Origin of the sequence: Phreatobacter sp., assembly GCF_016793595.1 — a bacterium.
Classification (GTDB): domain Bacteria; phylum Pseudomonadota; class Alphaproteobacteria; order Rhizobiales; family Phreatobacteraceae; genus Phreatobacter.
Genome location: NZ_JAEULY010000002.1, coordinates 363,077 through 380,307 on the forward strand (window position 1 = coordinate 363,077; position 17,231 = coordinate 380,307).

The 17,231-nt window shown below is 64.7% G+C and carries 20 protein-coding genes and 1 tRNA gene; 10 read left to right on the forward strand and 11 right to left on the reverse strand.

Going from position 1 to position 17,231, the window contains the following annotated elements:
* The first annotated feature begins 54 nt into the window (after positions 1-54).
* The 3 genes from rpoD to JNK84_RS02405 all read left to right on the forward strand — a co-directional run bounded on the left by rpoD (position 55) and on the right by JNK84_RS02405 (position 3,313).
* Positions 55-2,040 (forward strand): RNA polymerase sigma factor RpoD, encoded by a 1,986-nt coding sequence (gene rpoD / locus JNK84_RS02395; RefSeq protein WP_293420156.1) that lies wholly within the window; start codon positions 55-57, stop codon positions 2,038-2,040.
* Positions 2,041-2,301: 261 nt separating this feature from the next.
* Positions 2,302-2,745 (forward strand): SRPBCC family protein, encoded by a 444-nt coding sequence (locus JNK84_RS02400; RefSeq protein ID WP_293420158.1) that lies wholly within the window; start codon positions 2,302-2,304, stop codon positions 2,743-2,745.
* Positions 2,746-2,869: 124 nt separating this feature from the next.
* A complete protein-coding gene (locus JNK84_RS02405) occupies positions 2,870-3,313 on the forward strand; it encodes a hypothetical protein (RefSeq protein WP_293420160.1) in 444 nt (147 codons plus the stop codon).
* Between the two features lie 60 nt (positions 3,314-3,373).
* On the opposite strand, the gene JNK84_RS02410 is transcribed toward JNK84_RS02405, so the two are convergent.
* Both JNK84_RS02410 and JNK84_RS02415 read right to left on the reverse strand, forming a co-directional pair.
* Entirely contained in the window at positions 3,374-3,853 is a 480-nt protein-coding gene (locus JNK84_RS02410) for an SRPBCC family protein (protein ID WP_293420162.1), read from the reverse strand.
* Positions 3,850-4,194 carry an ArsR/SmtB family transcription factor gene (locus tag JNK84_RS02415; RefSeq protein ID WP_293420164.1) on the reverse strand — a complete coding sequence of 115 codons (345 nt, stop codon included), beginning with the start codon at positions 4,192-4,194 and terminating at the stop codon, positions 3,850-3,852. The genes JNK84_RS02410 and JNK84_RS02415 overlap by 4 nt, the downstream gene beginning before the upstream one ends.
* A 129-nt stretch (positions 4,195-4,323) precedes the next feature.
* Between JNK84_RS02415 and JNK84_RS02420 the strand changes: the two genes are divergently transcribed.
* Entirely contained in the window at positions 4,324-4,935 is a 612-nt protein-coding gene (locus JNK84_RS02420) for a LysE family translocator (protein WP_293420166.1), read from the forward strand.
* A gap of 54 nt (positions 4,936-4,989) precedes the next feature.
* Here JNK84_RS02420 and JNK84_RS02425 read toward each other — a convergent pair whose 3' ends face one another.
* Positions 4,990-5,748 (reverse strand): SH3 domain-containing protein, encoded by a 759-nt coding sequence (locus tag JNK84_RS02425; RefSeq protein ID WP_293420168.1) that lies wholly within the window; start codon positions 5,746-5,748, stop codon positions 4,990-4,992.
* Positions 5,749-6,008: 260 nt separating this feature from the next.
* On the opposite strand from JNK84_RS02425, the gene JNK84_RS02430 reads away from it, so the two are divergent.
* The 3 genes from JNK84_RS02430 to JNK84_RS02440 all read left to right on the forward strand — a co-directional run bounded on the left by JNK84_RS02430 (position 6,009) and on the right by JNK84_RS02440 (position 7,813).
* A complete protein-coding gene (locus tag JNK84_RS02430) occupies positions 6,009-6,659 on the forward strand; it encodes a PilZ domain-containing protein (RefSeq protein ID WP_293420170.1) in 651 nt (216 codons plus the stop codon).
* A 76-nt stretch (positions 6,660-6,735) separates the two neighbouring features.
* Positions 6,736-7,023, forward strand: a complete 288-nt coding sequence (locus JNK84_RS02435; protein WP_293420172.1) for an HlyU family transcriptional regulator — start codon at positions 6,736-6,738, stop codon at positions 7,021-7,023.
* Positions 7,024-7,114: 91 nt separating this feature from the next.
* A complete protein-coding gene (locus JNK84_RS02440) occupies positions 7,115-7,813 on the forward strand; it encodes a hypothetical protein (RefSeq protein ID WP_293420174.1) in 699 nt (232 codons plus the stop codon).
* Between the two features lie 126 nt (positions 7,814-7,939).
* On the opposite strand, the gene rpsU is transcribed toward JNK84_RS02440, so the two are convergent.
* Both rpsU and JNK84_RS02450 read right to left on the reverse strand, forming a co-directional pair.
* Positions 7,940-8,248 carry a 30S ribosomal protein S21 gene (rpsU, locus tag JNK84_RS02445; RefSeq protein WP_293420176.1) on the reverse strand — a complete coding sequence of 103 codons (309 nt, stop codon included), beginning with the start codon at positions 8,246-8,248 and terminating at the stop codon, positions 7,940-7,942.
* A gap of 134 nt (positions 8,249-8,382) precedes the next feature.
* Positions 8,383-8,595 carry a cold-shock protein gene (locus JNK84_RS02450; RefSeq protein WP_293420177.1) on the reverse strand — a complete coding sequence of 71 codons (213 nt, stop codon included), beginning with the start codon at positions 8,593-8,595 and terminating at the stop codon, positions 8,383-8,385.
* A gap of 359 nt (positions 8,596-8,954) precedes the next feature.
* On the opposite strand from JNK84_RS02450, the gene JNK84_RS02455 reads away from it, so the two are divergent.
* Positions 8,955-9,362 (forward strand): acyl-CoA thioesterase, encoded by a 408-nt coding sequence (locus JNK84_RS02455; protein ID WP_293420178.1) that lies wholly within the window; start codon positions 8,955-8,957, stop codon positions 9,360-9,362.
* A gap of 198 nt (positions 9,363-9,560) precedes the next feature.
* Here JNK84_RS02455 and JNK84_RS02460 read toward each other — a convergent pair whose 3' ends face one another.
* Entirely contained in the window at positions 9,561-10,193 is a 633-nt protein-coding gene (locus tag JNK84_RS02460) for a TIGR02466 family protein (protein WP_293420179.1), read from the reverse strand.
* Positions 10,194-10,405: 212 nt separating this feature from the next.
* On the opposite strand from JNK84_RS02460, the gene JNK84_RS02465 reads away from it, so the two are divergent.
* Positions 10,406-12,190: an ABC transporter ATP-binding protein gene (locus JNK84_RS02465; RefSeq protein ID WP_293420180.1), complete on the forward strand. Its 1,785-nt coding sequence runs from the start codon at positions 10,406-10,408 to the stop codon at positions 12,188-12,190.
* A 20-nt stretch (positions 12,191-12,210) separates the two neighbouring features.
* On the opposite strand, the gene JNK84_RS02470 is transcribed toward JNK84_RS02465, so the two are convergent.
* Positions 12,211-12,963, reverse strand: a complete 753-nt coding sequence (locus JNK84_RS02470) for an SIMPL domain-containing protein (protein WP_293420181.1) — start codon at positions 12,961-12,963, stop codon at positions 12,211-12,213.
* Positions 12,964-13,100: 137 nt separating this feature from the next.
* Here JNK84_RS02470 and JNK84_RS02475 point away from each other — a divergent pair.
* Positions 13,101-13,176 (forward strand) — tRNA-Ile (locus JNK84_RS02475).
* Here the strand turns inward: JNK84_RS02475 and JNK84_RS23450 are convergent.
* The 4 genes from JNK84_RS23450 to JNK84_RS02500 form a co-directional block, all read right to left on the reverse strand.
* A complete protein-coding gene (locus tag JNK84_RS23450; RefSeq protein WP_367272204.1) occupies positions 13,133-14,827 on the reverse strand; it encodes a recombinase family protein in 1,695 nt (564 codons plus the stop codon). The two genes, JNK84_RS02475 and JNK84_RS23450, sit on opposite strands and share 44 nt — an antisense overlap.
* Entirely contained in the window at positions 14,824-15,018 is a 195-nt protein-coding gene (locus JNK84_RS02490) for a hypothetical protein (RefSeq protein ID WP_293420184.1), read from the reverse strand. Before JNK84_RS02490 ends, JNK84_RS23450 begins: the two co-directional genes overlap by 4 nt.
* A 108-nt stretch (positions 15,019-15,126) precedes the next feature.
* Positions 15,127-15,345 (reverse strand): hypothetical protein, encoded by a 219-nt coding sequence (locus JNK84_RS02495; protein ID WP_293420185.1) that lies wholly within the window; start codon positions 15,343-15,345, stop codon positions 15,127-15,129.
* Between the two features lie 103 nt (positions 15,346-15,448).
* Entirely contained in the window at positions 15,449-16,561 is a 1,113-nt protein-coding gene (locus tag JNK84_RS02500) for a hypothetical protein (RefSeq protein WP_293420186.1), read from the reverse strand.
* Positions 16,562-17,231 lie beyond the last annotated feature (670 nt).

The window sequence follows — 17,231 nt, forward strand, 5'->3', positions numbered from 1 at the left end:
CTCCCGGCGCGTGAGGCAGCGGGTCTTGCCCGTTGCGAGCGATGGACGGTCTAGATGGCAACCAAGGCAACCGAGAAACCGGAAGGCGCGGATCAGGAGACGGAAGGCCCGGATGGCCCGCTCCTGGACCTCTCCGATGCCGGCGTTCGGGCGATGATCAAGCGCGCCAAGAAGCGCGGCTATGTGACCATCGACGAGATCAACTCGGTGATGCCGGCGGCCTCGTTCACCTCCGACCAGATCGAGGACATGAACTCGATGCTGTCCGAGATGGGCATCAACGTCGTCGACAATGACGATGCCGCCGAGGACGGCGAGGAGGAGGCCAGCGGCGAGGCCGAGGAGCCGGACAACGAGCTGCAGGAGGCGACGCCCCGCGCCGTGGTCAAGTCCGAGCGCGCCTCAGAGCCGCTCGACCGCACCGACGACCCCGTCCGCATGTATCTGCGCGAGATGGGCTCTGTGGAGCTCCTGTCCCGCGAGGGCGAGATCGCCATCGCCAAGCGCATCGAGGCCGGCCGCGAGGCCATGATCGCGGGCCTCTGCGAGAGCCCGCTGACCTTCCAGGCCATCATCATCTGGCGCGACGAGCTCAACGAGGGGAAAATCTACCTCCGCGACATCATCGACCTCGAAGCGACCTATGCCGGCCCCGACGCCAAGAACGCGCCGATGGTGACCGAGGGTGAAGCTCCCATCGCCCCCGAGGGCGAAGGCGAGGGCCTGCCGCCCGGCGCCGAGGGCGACATGGACGAGGACGACATGGAGAACGCCGTGTCGCTCGCCGCCATGGAGGCCGAGCTGAAGCCGAAGGTGCTCGAAATTTTCGACACCATCGCCGACGAGTACAAGAAGCTGCGCCGCCTGCAGGACCAGAACGTCGAGAACCGGCTGAACGACACCAAGCTGTCGCCGAGCCAGGAGCGGCGGGCCAAGAAGCTGCGCGAGGACCTCGTCCAGCACGTCAAGTCGCTGTCCCTGAACACCGCGCGCATCGAGGCACTGGTCGAGCAGCTCTACGACATCAACAAGCGCCTCGTGGGCTACGAGGGGCGTCTGCTGCGTCTCGCCGAGAGCTATGGCGTCGACCGCATGTCGTTCCTGAAGGAATATCAGGGCTCCGAACTCGATCCGAACTGGATCCGGCGCGTGGCCTCGCTCGGCGCGCGCGGCTGGAAGAGCTTCGTGGCCGAGGAAAAGGACACGGTGAAGGAAATCCGCGCCGAGATTCAGGCGCTGGCGACCGAAACCGCGCTGGAGATCGGCGAGTTCCGCAAGATCGTCCAGATGGTGCAGAAGGGCGAGCGCGAGGCCCGGCAGGCGAAGAAGGAAATGGTCGAGGCCAACCTGCGCCTCGTCATCTCCATCGCCAAGAAGTACACGAACCGCGGCCTGCAGTTCCTCGACCTCATCCAGGAGGGGAATATCGGCCTGATGAAGGCGGTCGACAAATTCGAGTACCGTCGCGGCTACAAGTTCTCGACCTATGCGACCTGGTGGATCCGGCAGGCGATCACCCGCTCGATCGCGGACCAGGCGCGCACCATCCGCATCCCCGTGCACATGATCGAGACGATCAACAAGATCGTCCGCACGAGCCGGCAGATGCTCCACGAGATCGGCCGCGAGCCGACGCCGGAGGAGCTTGCCGAGAAGCTCGGCATGCCGCTGGAGAAGGTCCGCAAGGTCCTGAAGATCGCCAAGGAGCCGATCTCCCTCGAAACGCCGATCGGCGACGAGGAAGACAGCCATCTCGGCGACTTCATCGAGGACAAGAACGCCATTCTGCCGATCGATGCGGCGATCCAGTCGAACCTGCGCGAGACCACGACGCGGGTGCTCGCCTCGCTCACGCCCCGCGAGGAACGCGTGCTGCGCATGCGCTTCGGCATCGGCATGAACACCGACCACACGCTGGAGGAAGTCGGCCAGCAGTTCTCGGTGACCCGCGAGCGTATCCGTCAGATCGAGGCGAAGGCGCTTCGCAAGCTGAAGCATCCGTCGCGGTCGAGGAAGCTCAGGAGCTTCCTGGATAATTGAGGATTATCTCGGCCTTTTTGAGTTTGAGTGCGGCGGGCTTCGGCTCGCCGTTTTCTTTTTGCGGTGCGAGTCGCGAGCGGCAGGCCCTCAACGCCGCTGCTGCCAGACATGGGCAACAGCGGTGCGTCAGGCTCTGCTCAGGCCCCATTTCGGGCCTATACCTCCCGTGAAGTGGCCATGACCCACCCCCGCGCGTCAATGCGCCGGGGCTGGCGGAATGGCCCATCCCGCTCCTTTGAACTCCGCTCTGGAGACATGCCCATGCCCGGCACCGTCCGCCTGCACCGCGTCCTCACCGCCAGGCCCGACAAAGTCTATCGCGCCTTCATCGAGGCCGATGCCCTCGCCAAGTGGCTGCCGCCCAACGGCTTCACCTGCACCGTGCATGAACTCGACGCCAAAGTCGGCGGCAAGCACCGGGCTTCGTTCCGCAACTTCACCACCGGCCATAGCCATTCCTTCGGGGGCGAATATCTGGAACTCGTCCCGGGCGAGCGGCTCCGCTACACGGACCGCTTCGACGATCCGAACCTGCCGGGTGAAATCCGCGTGACGGTGGAGTTGAAAAAGGTCTTCTGCGGCACGGAGATCAGCATCGTGCAGGAGGGCATTCCCGACCTCATCCCGGTGGAGGCCTGCTATCTCGGCTGGCAGGAATGCCTGCGCAATCTCGCGCGGCTCGTCGAGCCGGAGATCAATCAGTAACGGACGAGAGCGTCGCCGGGCCGAGACGAGAGGTACTGCATTCGCCTTGACGGGACGGCATCCGTATTCGCGCGAAGATTGGAGGGTCAGGTTTGCACGCGCATGGTGGGCGGGTTCCGCCACCATGGACGACGCCATGCGGAAGCTCACGCGCATCACCGCGTACCCTCAGGGTCAGTCGACTTATGACTGCGAGTGCTGCGGCCGGCTTTCGCGCACGATCTGGGGCGAGGTTCATGACGTGGCCGGTGACGCCGTCGTCTACTATTGCCAGTGGACGGTCGAGGGCCCCGAACACGATGCGAATGTCGACCTCATACTGGGGCCTTGGGGCGATGGCACGACGCCCGATGACCGCGCTCTCATTTCGATGGCGTTCCGTCGTTCCGAAGGCAGCTTCATGGTGATCGACGTCGCATCTCGCCATGCGAAGGTTGCCGGCGCTTGCCGCAAGGGTCTGGCGCGTGACGACGTCATCGGAACCTGTCTCGCGCAGGCCGCTTTCACGACCGTCGATGTCATCTGGCACGACGATTGGCGGATCGCCGATCTGCTGGCGGCCCGATAGCCGCGCAACGGAAAAGGCGGGCCGAATCCCGCCTTTCTCTTCGTTCCGAGTTCGCGCTGTTCAAAGCGTTTTCGCCAGCGCCACCAACTGATCCAGCGCGGTCGCCCATCCCTGATGGAAGCCCATCTCCTCGTGCTGCTTCTTCGCGTCGACGTCCTTGTGGATGGCCCGGGCGATGTAGAGCGTGCCCTTGCCGGCCGGCGTGATCGACACCGAGCCGGTCATGAAGGCGCTGCCGGTGGGCCGGTAGCCCGGTCCGAGAGCGTCGGTGAAGACCAGAAGCTGCTGCGGCACCACGGCCAGGACGCAGCCGGTATTGTCGTGCCTCTCGCCCGCCGGGCCTTCCATCACGGTGCGGAACTTGCCGCCCGGACGCAGATCGAGCTCGCAGGCAGTGGTCCGCCAGGGAGCGGGCGTGAACCACTTCATCAGCAGCTCCGGCTCGGTCCAGGCGCGCCAGACGAGGTGAGGCGAGACGTCCACCTCCCGCTTCAGTTCGAGATCGAGCGTGGGATCGAAGACGGTGTGCGGGATGGTCATGATTGCTCCTCGTCGGACTTCATCTGCATGAGAAACGCGTCGAGCTGGTCGAGCCGCTGCTCCCAGAACCGGCGCTGCGCCTCCAGCCAGTGATTAGCCGCGGCCAGCGGTTCCGTCCGCAGGGTGCAGGTGCGCACCCGGCCGACCTTCTCGCTTGCGACGAGGCCGCTTTCCTCCAGGACCCTGAGGTGCTGGAGGAAACTCGGCATCGCCATGGCGAAGGGCCTCGCCAGATCGCTGACCGAAGCGGGACCTCGTCCCAGCGCCTCGACCACGGCGCGGCGCGTCGGGTCCGCGAGGGCGCGGAAGGTTCCGTCGAGGGCGGTCTGAAAGTGGGCCATGGTGGCGATATAGCGAGCGATAATAGTTAGGTCAATGGCTAACTATTATATTCTGGATGAGCGCGCACCCGCCTTGCCAAAGCCGGCGCGGCGGGCCCTTCTGGACGCCCGTCGTCGCAAGGTTTGCTCATGTCCCCGGAATTTCTGCTGACCACCCTGATCATCGTGGCCTCGCCCGGCACGGGCGTCATCTACACGCTGGCAGCGGGCCTCTCGCGCGGCGGCCGGGCGAGCGTGCTTGCCGCCTTCGCCTGCACGCTCGGCATCGTGCCTCACCTGCTTGCCGCCATGATGGGACTGGCGGCGCTGCTGCACACGAGCGCGGTCGCCTATAACCTCGTGAAATATGCCGGCGTCGCCTATCTGCTCTGGATGGCCTGGCAGACGCTGCGCGAGGACGGCGCGCTCAAGGTCGAGACGTCAGAGGACCGGCGCTCGTCCTGGCGGGTCATCGTCGATGGCGTCGCGATCAACGTGCTGAACCCGAAGCTCTCGATCTTCTTCGTGGCCTTCCTGCCGCAGTTCATCGCAGCGAACGAGGCTGCCCCGATGGCGCGCATGCTGGAGCTGTCGGGCGTGTTCATGGCCATGACCTTTGCGGTCTTCGCGGTCTATGGCCTGTTTGCCGCGGCCATGCGCGACAGGATCATTTCGCGTCCATCGGTGATGGCCTGGATGCGGCGCACCTTCGCGGCCGCCTTCGTGGCGCTCGGCGCGCGGCTGGCACTGCAGGAGAAGTGAAACGCGAAGCGGCGGGCCGAAGCCCGCCGCAGGCAGCATTTGCTGGCGCGCAACCTAGTTGCCCTGCCGGTCGCCGCCCGGCCTGCCACCCATGCCGGGGCGAGGACCGGAGGGCCGGTTGAAGTCCGGCCTGCCGCCACCGCCACCGGGCGGACGGGTGATCGGAGGCGGACCGCCGCTCGGCGGGCGCACCCAGCCCGGACCGCCGCCACCGGGCGGACGCGTGATCGGCGGGCGGCCACCATCTGGCGGAGGGCGTCCCCAGTCGGGTCGGCCGCCACCGGGCGGACGCGTGATCGGCGGGCGGCCACCATCCGGCGGCGGACGTCCCCAGTCAGGCCGGCCACCACCGGGCGGACGCACCCAGCCGGGGCCACCCGGCGGGCGGATCGGGGGCGGGCGGACGATCGGCGGACGCGGGCCGGGGCCGACCCAGCCAGGCGGACGGGGCGGCGGCCTCCAGCCGGGATGCGGCGGCCGGTAAGGCGGGCGCCAGCCCGGCCGGTAGGGCGGATAGACATAGGGCGGCTCGACATAGACCGGCGGCGGAACGACGACCGTCGGCCGCCCCCCTGAAGCGCCATCGAGATAGGACTGTGAGACGTAGCCCTCGAGGCCGCGATAGACCACGCGGCACCAGGCGCCGTCGCAATCCTCGACGTTGACGCCGGTCCCCTCGGCGAGCGTGGCGACGCGCGGATATTGCGTGCCGGGGCCGGAACGCATGTTGACGTCATCGGTCGTGTAGGCGTTCTGCGCCATGGCGGCGGCCGGCGCGAGCAGCCCCGCCACCAGCGCTCCCGCGAGAATCAAGCCTTTCGGCGGTCTCCAACTCATCATCGAACTCCTGTCGCGCGCGACGCTCCGACCGGATCGGGAACGACGCCGCCAGCAAAAGGTTCCGCTTCCGGTTCCTCTCTACCGGTACTCTGGGCCGGGCGGGATGAACGACCTATGAACCGCCATGAACTGAACAGTTAAAAATTTAGTAATGCCGTTAGTTCCGACAAAAAGAGCTGCGAATTAGACCTGAATGCCGGCAATCCCGTTAAATTGTCACTCGGCATCCCCTCATGTTGTCCGCTATCGCTTCTCTCGAACGTCAAGCAGACGCGGCGGTCATCGACCGCCGCGACACCATGCGCGTCATCCTGAACATGGGTGGCCGCTACATGCTGGCATCGCGCCGGGACAGTCAGGGCAACCGGCGGGAATATGCCTGCCGCGCCGCCGACATGTCGACGCGCGCGCTGCTCCTGCTCGCGCCGGTGCTCGGACCGGTGGGCGAGCGTGTCATCGCCTATTTCGGCGAGTTCGGCACGATCGACGGCAAGATCATCCGGACTTTCGAGCGCGGCTTCGTCATGAGCGTCGAGGGTAGCGACATCCTGCGCGACAAGATCGCGGCCAAGCTCGCGTGGATCGAGGATCATCGCAACCACGACACGCCCGACGTCCGCGGCCACAAGCGGATCGTGCCGCGCCGGCCCATCTCGATTCTGACCCTGGCGAACGGCGCAACCTACACCTGCCTCGTCATCGACCTGTCGATTTCGGGCGCGGCGGTATCCGCCGACGTCATGCCGCCGGTCGGGGCGGCAGTCGCGGTCGGCTCCGTCATCGGCCGGGTGCGCCGGCATTTCGCGGAAGGCTTCGCCATCGCCTTCGGGGAAGTGCAGGAACTGCGGACGCTACAGAAACGGCTGATGCGCGCGCCCGTCTGAAACCTGGAGCGAGGGATTTCCGGCACCGGCCGGACGCGCTAGGTTCCCGGCCTCAAACCTGATCAGCGGTGCCGCCATGTCGTTCCTGAAATCCCTGTTTGGCTTGGGCAAGCCGGCCGCCGAGGCGGAACCGGCACCGGCGGCGTCAATCGCGCACAAGGGCTTCACGATCACCGCCGCGCCGTTCCGCAACGAGGGGCAGTTCCAGACAGCCGGGACCGTGACCAAGGAGATCGACGGCGAAATGAAGGAGCATCGCTTCATCCGCGCCGACCGGCATGCCTCGCTGGAGGATGCGGTGGAATTCTCCCTCACCAAGGGCCGGCAGATCGTCGACGAACAGGGCGATCGCATCTTCCGCTGAGAGAGCGGAAACATAGGGCGGCGTCATCTGACATGACGTCGACACCGGCGCTTGCGAGGAGGAGGCTGCCAGCCTCATCCCCGGATCGCTCATGCCTGCCCGTTTCGCCGCCGCCATCCTGATCGCGCTTGGGTTCTGGTCGACCGTGGAGGTTTTTGCGCGCCCGCTCGCGCGCCTCGACACGTCGGCGGCGAGGCTGGCTCAGCCGGTGCGCACCGGCATGGCCATGATCGCCAACCACGGTTCGAAACCGCTCTGGGTGTTGCAGGTGACGCCGGTCGATGCGACCTCATGGGGCGGCGACCGGCTCGGCAGCGGCTCGCTGGCGCCCGGCGCGCGCGGGCTTTTGCGGCTGGGCGCAACCGGCCAGTGCCGCTTCGATCTGCGCGCCACTTTCGCCAACGGTCGCGAGGTCACGCGATTCGATCTCGACCTGTGCCAGAACCCCGATATCGCTCTGAGCGATTCCGACACGGATACGCCGCTGCCCGAGGCGCGCGCCGGCGTGACTCTGTTCCGGGCGGTGAACCGCACGGGCGCGCCGGTCGTGGCGCTCCACGTCTCGCCGGCGGACGGGCCCGAACAGGGCGATGTCCTTGGCGCCTGGGTGATGGGCGAGGAGATGCACTATACCGGCCGGGCGCCGTCCGGGCCGTCCTGTTTCTTCGATCTGAAGAGCGTCTTCTCGGTGCGTGGCCCGGAGGCGGCGACCATGTCGGGTCAGAACCTCTGCGAGACGCGCGAGATCGCCTTGTCGCGCGGCGATGTCATGGGTGGACTGAGACGCTGAATCCTCGCCTCTGGCGGCTTTCTCTTTCTTCGAATCGCAGCGACGCTCGAGACCCCGCGCGCGCAACGAAAAAGGGCTCCGAAACGGAGCCCTTTGCGTTTGTCCGCCGATAGGAAACCGGCGAAGTCAGCGCTGCGTCGTGGCCTCGGCGGCGCCTGCCGCGGAGGGCGCACCAGCAGGGGCACCCGGACGCGGACGGCGCTCGGGACGGGCCTTCGGCTTGGGAGCGGGCAGGAGCCCGTCGCGCTGAGCCTGCTTGCGCGCCGCCTTGCGGGCACGGCGAATCGCTTCGGCCTTCTCGCGGTTCTTGCGCTCGGAAGGCTTCTCGAAAGACTTGCGCTGCTTCATCTCGCGGAAGATGCCTTCACGCTGCATCTTCTTCTTCAGGACGCGGAGCGCCTGATCGACATTGTTGTCGCGGACGAGAACCTGCATGTCGTCTCCTCGCAAATGGTTGGACGGGAAGAGAAGCCCGGCCTGACCGGCACTTCACTTCTGCGCAGAAAAGCCGCGTTCCACGCCCGCCGCCGGTTCATCCGCGGTCGGCAGCGTGGAACAGATCGGCTGGATCAGTCGACGGCCTTCAGGTTGTCCGCAGCGGACTTGCCCGAGCGACGGTCGGCGACGATCTCGAAGGAGATCTTCTGACCCTCGTTAAGGCCGTAGAGGCCGGCGCGCTCAACGGCGCTGATGTGAACGAACACATCGGTTCCGCCGCCATCCGGCTGGATGAAGCCGAAGCCCTTCTGGGAATTGAACCACTTCACGGTTCCGGTCTGCATGGAAGTATCCTTTCGCGCAAAGCGAGCAAAGACAAATCACTCGCGTCATGCACGAGTAGTTCGGGCTCACGTTTTCGAAGATTTTTCGTCAGCTGAACGCCCAGACAGCGGGCGCCGGGCCAATAAAGAACGGCCGAAACGTCGATGCTAGATACTCGCTTCGGCCGCGGATTGCAAGGACGAGATGACCGGCGGCTGTCCACCATGCCGCCTGGAGCCGGGGAAAGCCAGCATTGAAGCGGTTTTCTGGCGCCTGCATGCGGATGCCAGGCGCTCCAGCCCACTCCTCCGGCGGGCGATATTGCGTCTCGGCGCGATTGCTGCATGACTTGGCCGGCAACCCGCCGCCGGAAATTCCCATGCCCACGACAATCAGGCCAACCGATGCCGTGCCTCGCGGCCTCCTGACGGTGCGGATCAGCGCCATGCCCGCCGACACCAACGCCAATGGCGACATTTTCGGCGGCTGGGTGATGGCGCGGATGGACCAGGCGGGCGGCATTGCCGGGGTGGAGCGGGCGCAGGGGCGCGTCGTCACCATCGCCGTGGAGGCGATGACCTTCATACGACCGGTGCGCGTCGGCGACGTGCTGGAGGTCTATACGGAGGTCTTCCACGTCGGCCGCACCTCCATGAAGATCCATGTCGAGGCCTGGGCGCAGCGATTCCGCACGGTGAACCGGGAGAAGGTGACCGAGGCGACCTTCGCCTTCGTGGCCATCGACGAGGACGGCCGGCCGCGACCCGTGCCGCCGGCGGCCGATTGAACACGACCGCCGCTCTGGCGAATCCGGCGATGATCCTGCCGGCGCCGGCGCAATCAGTGTCCCGAAGCTTGTCAGCGCCAGAATTTCCGAGCATTCGCCGGCCAGTATCGCCATCGATCAGGAGCGCATTCCTGCTGCGCAGCCTGTCGGCTGTCGATGCAGGCTGGGCTTCGAGAAGCAACCGCGGCAACCAGGTGTTCAGTCCCAGCGGTAGTTGAAGCTGACGCTGATCCGCTCGTCGGGGCTCTGGTTCACTGGCACCTCGTGCCGCACGAAGCTCTCCCAGAGCAGCACCGCGCCGGGCTCCGGGCCGACCGAGACGAAAGCCTGCAGCTCGCGCGGCGCGGCTTTGCGGCGCGGCGGATGCGCCATCATCATCGCGAGGCGCGGGTCCTCCAGTTTCAGGGCCGAGGCGCCCCTGGGCATGGCGACATAGAAAGTGCCGGAGACGACGCTGTGCGGGTGGATGTGGGAGGCGTGCGAGCCGCCTTCGGGCAACACGTTCACCCAGAGCGAATCGAGGACCAGCTTGCGCCCGCCAAGGTCGAGCGCGAGTTCCTTCGCGAAGGTCGCGACATGGCGGTCGAGATGGCGCGCCAGCGTCTTGAAGGTCGGGAACCGCCAGGGCAGGTCGTTCAGCGAGGCGTAGCTGGTATAGCCGGGATAGCCGTTCTTCGCGCACCAGCGGATGCCGGCCGTGTCGTCGATGGCGAGCGACCGACAGGCCTGCTCGATCTCGTCGAGGAAGGCCGGGGGCGCGCCGAGCCCGGCCCGGTAGAGCTTGGTGGCGAAGAGTGTTTCGACGGAGGCGGTCGCTTCAACAGGTGCCATGGAACGGCTTGTCGCAGGTCGCTGGCGGGCCGGCAAGGTTCGGCGTCATGCCGTGGCACGTCAGTCTTGGACGACTGCGCCTTTTCACGATCACGCGATACGGCAACAGGATACCGCTCCAGTCGACACTGACGGTGCCAGCCCGACCTTGGTATTGCGCGGCAAACCTGATATTCGCGCTTGCAACAATCCCGTTCGAGAGCCGCCCCGCAATGAGGCTCCTCAGCCGAATCCTGAAAGTTGACGTGCAGAAGGGCGAGACGCTGAAGCGCCTCGTCGCCGAAAGCCTGCGCACCTATGCCAGCCGCTATGTCGTCGCCTTCATCTGCATGGCGATCGTCGCCGGCTGCACGGCGATGTCCGCCTGGATCATGCGCGACCTGATCAATGGCGTGTTCCAGAACCGCGATTTCGGACTTGCCGTCTGGTTCGGCATCACCGTCTTCTCGGTGTTCCTGATCAAGGGTGCCGCCGCCTATCTGTCGAACGTCATTCTGGCGCGCATCGGCAACGCCATCGTCGCCGCCCAGCAGCAGCGCATCTTCCGCCATTTGCTGGGGCAGGGGGTCGACTTCTACCAGCAGCACGCCTCCGCCGATCTCGTGACCCGCGTGACCCACAACGCGCAGGCGGCGCGCGACGTGCTCCAGAACATCGTCACGACGGTCGGGCGCGACCTTCTCACCGTCGCCGGCCTCGTCGCGGTGATGCTGGTCTCCGATCCCCTGATGTTCATCGTCTCCGGCGCGGTGATGCCGGTCGCGGTTTATGGCGTGAACCGGCTGCGCCGTCGCGTCCGCCGCCTCGCCCAGAGCGAGTTCCTGTCGCTGTCCTCCATGGTGGCGGTGGTGCAGGAGACCGTGCAGGGCGTCCGCATCGTCAAGTCCTTCGGCATGGAAGAGCGCATGCAGGCGCGCATGGACGAGACGATCGATGCCGTCCGCCAGCGCGCCGACAAGATCGCGACGCTCGGCGCGCGCACCGCCCCGCTCATGGAGACGCTCGGCGGCCTCGCCATCTCGGCGGCCATCGTCTACGGCGCCTGGCGCGTCATCCATCAGGGCGTCGATGCCGGCGCCTTCTTCGCCTTCGTCACCGCCCTGCTGCTCGCCTACGACCCTGCCAAGCGGCTCGCCCGTCTCGGCGTCGAGGTGGAAAAGGGTCTCGTCGGCGTCAGGCTCATGTACGAACTGCTCGACACCGAACCGACGCTGAAGGAAAAGCCCGACGCCAAGCCGCTCGCCATCGAGGCGGGAACGGTCGCCTTCGAGAACGTCGCTTTCGGCTATCGCGGCGACGAGCCGGTGCTGCGCGACCTGTCCTTCGTCGCTGCCGGCGGCAAGACCACCGCGCTGGTCGGCCCTTCCGGCGGCGGCAAGTCAACCATCATCTCGCTGGTGCAGCGCTTCTTCGACGTGTCGCAGGGTGCGGTGAAGGTGGACGGGCAGGACGTGCGCGACGTCACCGTCGCCTCGCTGCGGGGCGCCATGGCCTTCGTCAGCCAGGACGTCTTCCTGTTCCAGGGCACGGTGCGCGAGAATATCGCGGTCGGCCGCCCGGGAGCGTCGGAGGAAGAGATATTCGCGGCGGCGCGGGCGGCTCACGCCCACGACTTCATCACCGGCCTGCCGGACGGCTACGAGACCGCGATCGGCGAACACGGGCAGGGCCTGTCCGGCGGACAGCGCCAGCGTGTCGCCATCGCGCGCGCGATCCTCAAGAACGCCCCGATCATGCTGCTGGACGAGGCGACCTCGGCACTCGATTCGGAGAGCGAGTTCGAGGTTCAGCGGGCGCTGGACGAACTGATGACCGGCCGCACCTCGCTGGTCATCGCGCACCGGCTGTCGACGGTAATGAATGCCGACCGCATCCTGGTGATCGAGGGCGGACGTGTGGTCGAGACCGGCACCCATGCCGAACTGATCGCCCGCAACGGGCTCTATGCCCACTACGTCTCGATCCAGTTCGGCGACCGGAGCGACGCGGCGGAATAGCCGCGCCGCTGGACGCGCCGTCAGTCCACCAGTTCCCAGGTGACGTTGACGCCGATGCGGAAGGTCTGGTCGCCGGTCGCGACCGGCACCGGCTCGGCGGACGCCGCCATGGGCGCGGCCCGGCGCATGACCGGAACCGGCGGCGAGCCGCCCTGTTCCTCGATGGTCAGCACCTTGCCGAGACGCGCGCCTGCCGCGCGCGCGAGGATCTCGGCCTTGCGCCGGGCATCCTCGATGGCGGCGGTGCGGGCCTCATCCACCTTCTTCGACCAGTCGTCGACCGTGAGTTGCAGGCCGTCGACCTGATTGGCGCCGGCGGCGACCATGCGGTCGAGCACGTCGCCGAGCTTGCCGAGGTCGCGCACGCGCACCTGCAACTGGTGGCCGGCCGTGTAGCCGACGACGCGCGGGCGACGGGTGTTCTGCTGATATTCGATGTCCGGCCGCAGGCTGAGCGCCGAGGTGGTGACGTCGCGCTCGGCGATGCCCACCTCCTTCAGCGCCTGCTGCACCTGCCGCATGGCGCGCGAATTGCCGTCCATGGCCTCGCGGGCGGTTCGGGCCTGCACCTGCGTGCCGCCGGAAATGACGGCGAGGTCCGGCGCGGCGCTTGCCTGCCCCTCGCCCTGCAGCGTGATCGAACGCTGCACCGGCGGTTGCGCGGCCTGCGCGAGCACGGGGCCCGAGAGCGCGGCGAGGCCGGCGAGCGACAGCGCGATGGCGTGGAGGGCCTGGCGCTTGGAGGGGAGTTGGTTCGGACGGGTCCTGGTCATGCTGGTCTCTTGCGGTTTCTGGGCGCGCCGAGGATTGACGGCGCGGGTCAACGGATGCCATCACCGCATCCTGCCTGCGCGACGGCGGATTTGCAGCCATTTCGGGGCAGGCCGTGCGACAAGAGCGCCGGCACGGTGGGCCTGTAGCTCAATGGTTAGAGCCGGCGGCTCATAACCGCTTGGTTGCAGGTTCGAGTCCTGCCGGGCCCACCACCTTAACAGAACGCTCGAGCGTCACCGGTCCATTCAGTCCCACTACAAGTTTTATTTCTTTGAAATCAGCCTCTTGCGATGTTTTGACCCCCTGCTTGCCGAGCGCGATGTTCAGGATGCCTGCCAAGTCGCCATAGAGATTCACGCGTAGACTGTTCAACACCGGATCGGGCGTTAGAACGATCCTCTCGATCAGCCCACGTATGATCTTGGATACTTCTGCGCGGTGGGATTCGTCCTTCAAGGTAGCAACCAGTTCGGTCACTTCGCGGCGGTAGCGACTCGCCATGTTGGGATGAAACAGCACGGGCGCGTCCTTCGTCGTGGACAGCAACGCGCTCAATTCGGCCTCGCGCGCCGCAATACCATTGGATTCTTCACGCAGGGCAGGCGTGACGACCCCCTCCACCATGATGTCGATCAGCCTCTTCTGACGCCGCGCCAGTCGTTCGAGTTCCGCCCGATAGCTGCTGATCGTGGCGTTATGCTGCATGCGCAGGCGGTTGATGTGCGCCGTGTATTCCTCGCAGAACGCCGCGACCAGCTTCTCGTCCATGAGATTGTTCTGGATGATTTCAAGCACGGTGTGTTCAAGCGCATCCTGTCGGACCGTGCGCTTGTTCGTGCACAACGCCTCGCCCTTGTTTCGCGCCGTCGAGCAAGCGAAATGGCCTGACGACACCTTCGACATGCCTCCGCCGCACATGCCGCATTTCAAAAGATGCGACAGCAGATTGCGCGGCCGCTGATGCTGCCAGAACAGCTTGTGACTGTGCCGGGTGGCAAGCTGCCGCTCCTTCACACGATCCCAAAGTTCCTGATCGATGATCCGTAGCTCCGGCACTTCCTTGCGCACCCACTCGGAAGGTGGATTCCGACGCGTCACATGCTTCCCGGTGTCTGGGTCTTTGGGGTAGCTCACCTTGTTCCAGACGATCTGCCCCACATACAGTTCATTGTTCAGAATCCCCGCGCCGCGCTGCCAGTTGCCGTAGATCGTGCTCGGCTGCCATGCCGACTGCGTGGGCGCATGAACGCCTTCGCGGTTCAGTTGGGCTGCAATGGCCTTTGGTGATTTGCCATCGGCATACTCCCGAAAAATGCGTTCGACCACAGCCGCCTGACCGCCGTTGATCGCGCGCTCACCGCGTATGATCTCGCCGCGCGAGTCCAGCCGCCGAAGAACGTCGTATCCAAAGCAGTTCCCGCCGCCCATCTTGCCATTCTCGACGCGGCCACGCTGGCCACGCTTTACCTTGTCCTTCATGTCCTTGAGATACAGCGCGTTCATCGTCCCTTTCAGGCCGATATGCAGGTGGTTGATGTCCCCCTCGCTCAGCGTGTGAAGCCGGACCTGCGCGAATTCCGCGCGCTTAAAGAAGCCAGCAATATCTTCCTGATCCCGACTGAAACGATCCAGCGCCTCGCTCAGAACGATATCGACGCGGCGACCGATCACGTCCTGCATAAGCTGCTGCATTCCCGGCCGCAGCAACAGGGAGGCGCCGGAAATTGCCCGGTCGGCGTGGATGCCTACGATGGTCCATCCTTCCTTTGCGGCCTTTTCGCGAAGAACCCGGATTTGGTCATCGACTGAACTGGGCGACTGAAGGTCGGAGGAGTATCGGGCATAAATCGCAACGCGGCTCATTCGGGTGGCCTTTTGTTTGTTGTTTGCGCTTCGCGCCGCACCGCGCGGGCAAAGTCTTCTTCAGCGGCGCGGCGCGCCATCAACCTGACCAGAGCTTCGAGACGCACATCCGACGCGGACCCTGCCGAAACCGCAGGCGCGAGAGGCACCATCTGCGAAGAAGTTTCGGGGAATTTGGGCTGGTCGGTCAACTTTTTAGTCCTCGCTTTCGGATAGAACATATCATGAACATCTACGCTCAATCAAGGAATTTAGTCCTAGTAACAAAATTCTCCTTGCTGCCCAACGTCTAGTTCACGTCATGCCAGAACGACGTTCAACAGCAGGAAAGCAACGTAGCTAGGGAGAGCGCTCATAAGCACGACACGGCTCGCCGACAGAAATGCAGCGGCGTTATCGCCTGCCCGAAGACAGCTTTTCATCATTAGAAACTCTTCGCGGATCGGAGGAAAAAGCGTCCGGAATAAGTTGGCCAGCACCAGCACCAAAAGAATGGCAGCGATAATTCGGACTGACATGCGTCACCCCCAACGGTGATGGAGGCGCGGACGGGCCGCGCGTAGTCCCGCTGTTTCACGGAACTAAGGCAGGGTGTTTTGCCGATGCTGTTATGTCAAGTAGCTAGCGATCAAATCTAAGACGCTTTGACCGACTCTTTGACAGCGTAACTGCCTGCCGCTCTAAGTAGCGCTCGTGGCGGTCATTCGGATTGACGATCTTGGTGGCAGATATAGACTCCGCTAAGCCGGTCCTTCGCACTCTGGGCTGCCGCTCCAACAGGAAATACACGTCTTTCGGTAGTCGGTTCGTGCCGTCGCCTTCGGTTGAGGGCTGTTTGAGCCAACGGTAAAGCGCCCCGGCTAAGCCGGGGTCCGCAGCCGTTAGGTCTGTGGTCGAGAATCTGCCCATTCGATCCTGATAGAATTTTAGGATGAACTGCGGGGGGCTCATGCTGGCCAGTTCGGGATCGGCTGCCCGATCACGCCAAAGCACCTTACCGGGCGTCCGACGTTCCTCCGGTGAAAGGGGCGGCAGTGTCTCAGTGAGTGTGATGGACACAGGTGCTTCGGCAGCGGCAACGACCCGCTGAATCATGGCGGCCCGCTCTTGCGGAGACAGCGCCAGCAGCTTGAGGATCAACCCCTCCGCGAAAGCGGCCGCATCCAGTTTTGCGTCCGCAAGTTCGCGAACGCGATCCGGCGACGGATCGGCATATGGTTTTATCAGACTGTGCTTTTCGAACTCACCCTTGAGTTCTTCGTCCTTCTTGATGGCAGTCCCAATATCGGTAAGTTGTTTTCGCGTTTGGCGACGAAAACTATCGCGAGCGCTTTCTGTGATTATAAAATCGTATTCTGTTTCTATCGAAAGAACTGTAACGAAGTCAATTTTAACAGACTCTATATCTGGCCGATCGGCGTCCAGTGACTTCAGCGCGCTCAACCATTTGGCGCACATGTCCGATAATTCTGTGAATGACCCCATGAATACGATCGTCAGGCATCGTTGGACTGCTTCCTCGATCGCTGATAGCGCAGGCCGGTGGCTGCCGGCTTGTGCGTCCAGCATCCTTTGAAGGACGGGCGCTACTGCCGGCGAATCGAAAAGCCCCTCCGCCCGCGCCCAGCCGTCCAGAAGCAGACGCGTCTTGGACGACCAACGCTTGGTCGGAAGTCGAAGGTCATCTGGGGCTTCAGCCCATCGATCAGCGCTTTCGTTGTCAGATGATGCCATTGCAAGGACCGTCAGTGCGCGTTCTCGATGGATAGCAGGCTACCAACCGCGAGCGCGCTGGGCCACCTGATTGAGGCAACCAGCATGTTAGGTTGCGGAAGCAAAATCGTGCCGCACACGGCCGCAAGCAAACGCAGGACAGATCGCCAAACCGATCGCAAACCGATCGCAAGTTGTGTGCTGGGTAGTACCCGCACAAACTTGGCAAGGGAGACGCTGCGCTCTCCCGTTGCATCCCTCAAGCTATAGCGCGGTTTCGGCATCGAGCCTTACCGCGCCAGCAGACCGTATCGCCGGTCAATCACTCGCCAGACCCGAAGCCTTCCCGCTCCACCGGCACCGGACCATGGAGGAGCGTCCGCCGCTCCACCGCGCTTACGGAAGCGTCCCTGCTCCCCTAAGAACCCCATGGTCACCGTCTTGCCGTTGAACCACGCGAAGGGCGATTTCGCTCTCCCTTCACCCATCGATGAGCCCCGCGTTGCAAATCGCAAGCGACCTGTCGGCGCGAAGGCTGAAATCGATTTCGAGCGGATTTTCGATAACGCATTCTTAAGCGGTTTGTTCTACAAAAGTTCTTGATTCTGGCGCCAAAGCGGCGCCTACTGTGGGCATGGGTGATTCACTGTCCAAATCCGACCGCGCGCGCCAAAGCCTTCGCTTGGCTCCT

What these genes read in the sequence shown, in the direction of transcription:
- JNK84_RS02405 (WP_293420160.1), top strand. Translation starts at nt 2,870, where the DNA reads ATGGACGACGCCATGCGGAAGCTCACGCGCATCACCGCGTACCCTCAG.
- JNK84_RS02420 (WP_293420166.1), top strand. Translation starts at nt 4,324, where the DNA reads ATGTCCCCGGAATTTCTGCTGACCACCCTGATCATCGTGGCCTCGCCC.
- rpoD (WP_293420156.1), top strand. Translation starts at nt 55, where the DNA reads ATGGCAACCAAGGCAACCGAGAAACCGGAAGGCGCGGATCAGGAGACG.
- JNK84_RS02410 (WP_293420162.1), bottom strand. Translation starts at nt 3,853, where the DNA reads ATGACCATCCCGCACACCGTCTTCGATCCCACGCTCGATCTCGAACTG.
- JNK84_RS02465 (WP_293420180.1), top strand. Translation starts at nt 10,406, where the DNA reads ATGAGGCTCCTCAGCCGAATCCTGAAAGTTGACGTGCAGAAGGGCGAG.
- JNK84_RS02450 (WP_293420177.1), bottom strand. Translation starts at nt 8,595, where the DNA reads ATGCAGACCGGAACCGTGAAGTGGTTCAATTCCCAGAAGGGCTTCGGC.
- JNK84_RS02495 (WP_293420185.1), bottom strand. Translation starts at nt 15,345, where the DNA reads ATGTCAGTCCGAATTATCGCTGCCATTCTTTTGGTGCTGGTGCTGGCC.
- JNK84_RS02400 (WP_293420158.1), top strand. Translation starts at nt 2,302, where the DNA reads ATGCCCGGCACCGTCCGCCTGCACCGCGTCCTCACCGCCAGGCCCGAC.
- JNK84_RS02440 (WP_293420174.1), top strand. Translation starts at nt 7,115, where the DNA reads ATGCCTGCCCGTTTCGCCGCCGCCATCCTGATCGCGCTTGGGTTCTGG.
- JNK84_RS02470 (WP_293420181.1), bottom strand. Translation starts at nt 12,963, where the DNA reads ATGACCAGGACCCGTCCGAACCAACTCCCCTCCAAGCGCCAGGCCCTC.
- JNK84_RS02455 (WP_293420178.1), top strand. Translation starts at nt 8,955, where the DNA reads ATGCCCACGACAATCAGGCCAACCGATGCCGTGCCTCGCGGCCTCCTG.
- JNK84_RS23450 (WP_367272204.1), bottom strand. Translation starts at nt 14,827, where the DNA reads ATGAGCCGCGTTGCGATTTATGCCCGATACTCCTCCGACCTTCAGTCG.
- JNK84_RS02500 (WP_293420186.1), bottom strand. Translation starts at nt 16,561, where the DNA reads ATGGCATCATCTGACAACGAAAGCGCTGATCGATGGGCTGAAGCCCCA.
- JNK84_RS02415 (WP_293420164.1), bottom strand. Translation starts at nt 4,194, where the DNA reads ATGGCCCACTTTCAGACCGCCCTCGACGGAACCTTCCGCGCCCTCGCG.
- rpsU (WP_293420176.1), bottom strand. Translation starts at nt 8,248, where the DNA reads ATGCAGGTTCTCGTCCGCGACAACAATGTCGATCAGGCGCTCCGCGTC.
- JNK84_RS02460 (WP_293420179.1), bottom strand. Translation starts at nt 10,193, where the DNA reads ATGGCACCTGTTGAAGCGACCGCCTCCGTCGAAACACTCTTCGCCACC.
- JNK84_RS02435 (WP_293420172.1), top strand. Translation starts at nt 6,736, where the DNA reads ATGTCGTTCCTGAAATCCCTGTTTGGCTTGGGCAAGCCGGCCGCCGAG.
- JNK84_RS02430 (WP_293420170.1), top strand. Translation starts at nt 6,009, where the DNA reads ATGTTGTCCGCTATCGCTTCTCTCGAACGTCAAGCAGACGCGGCGGTC.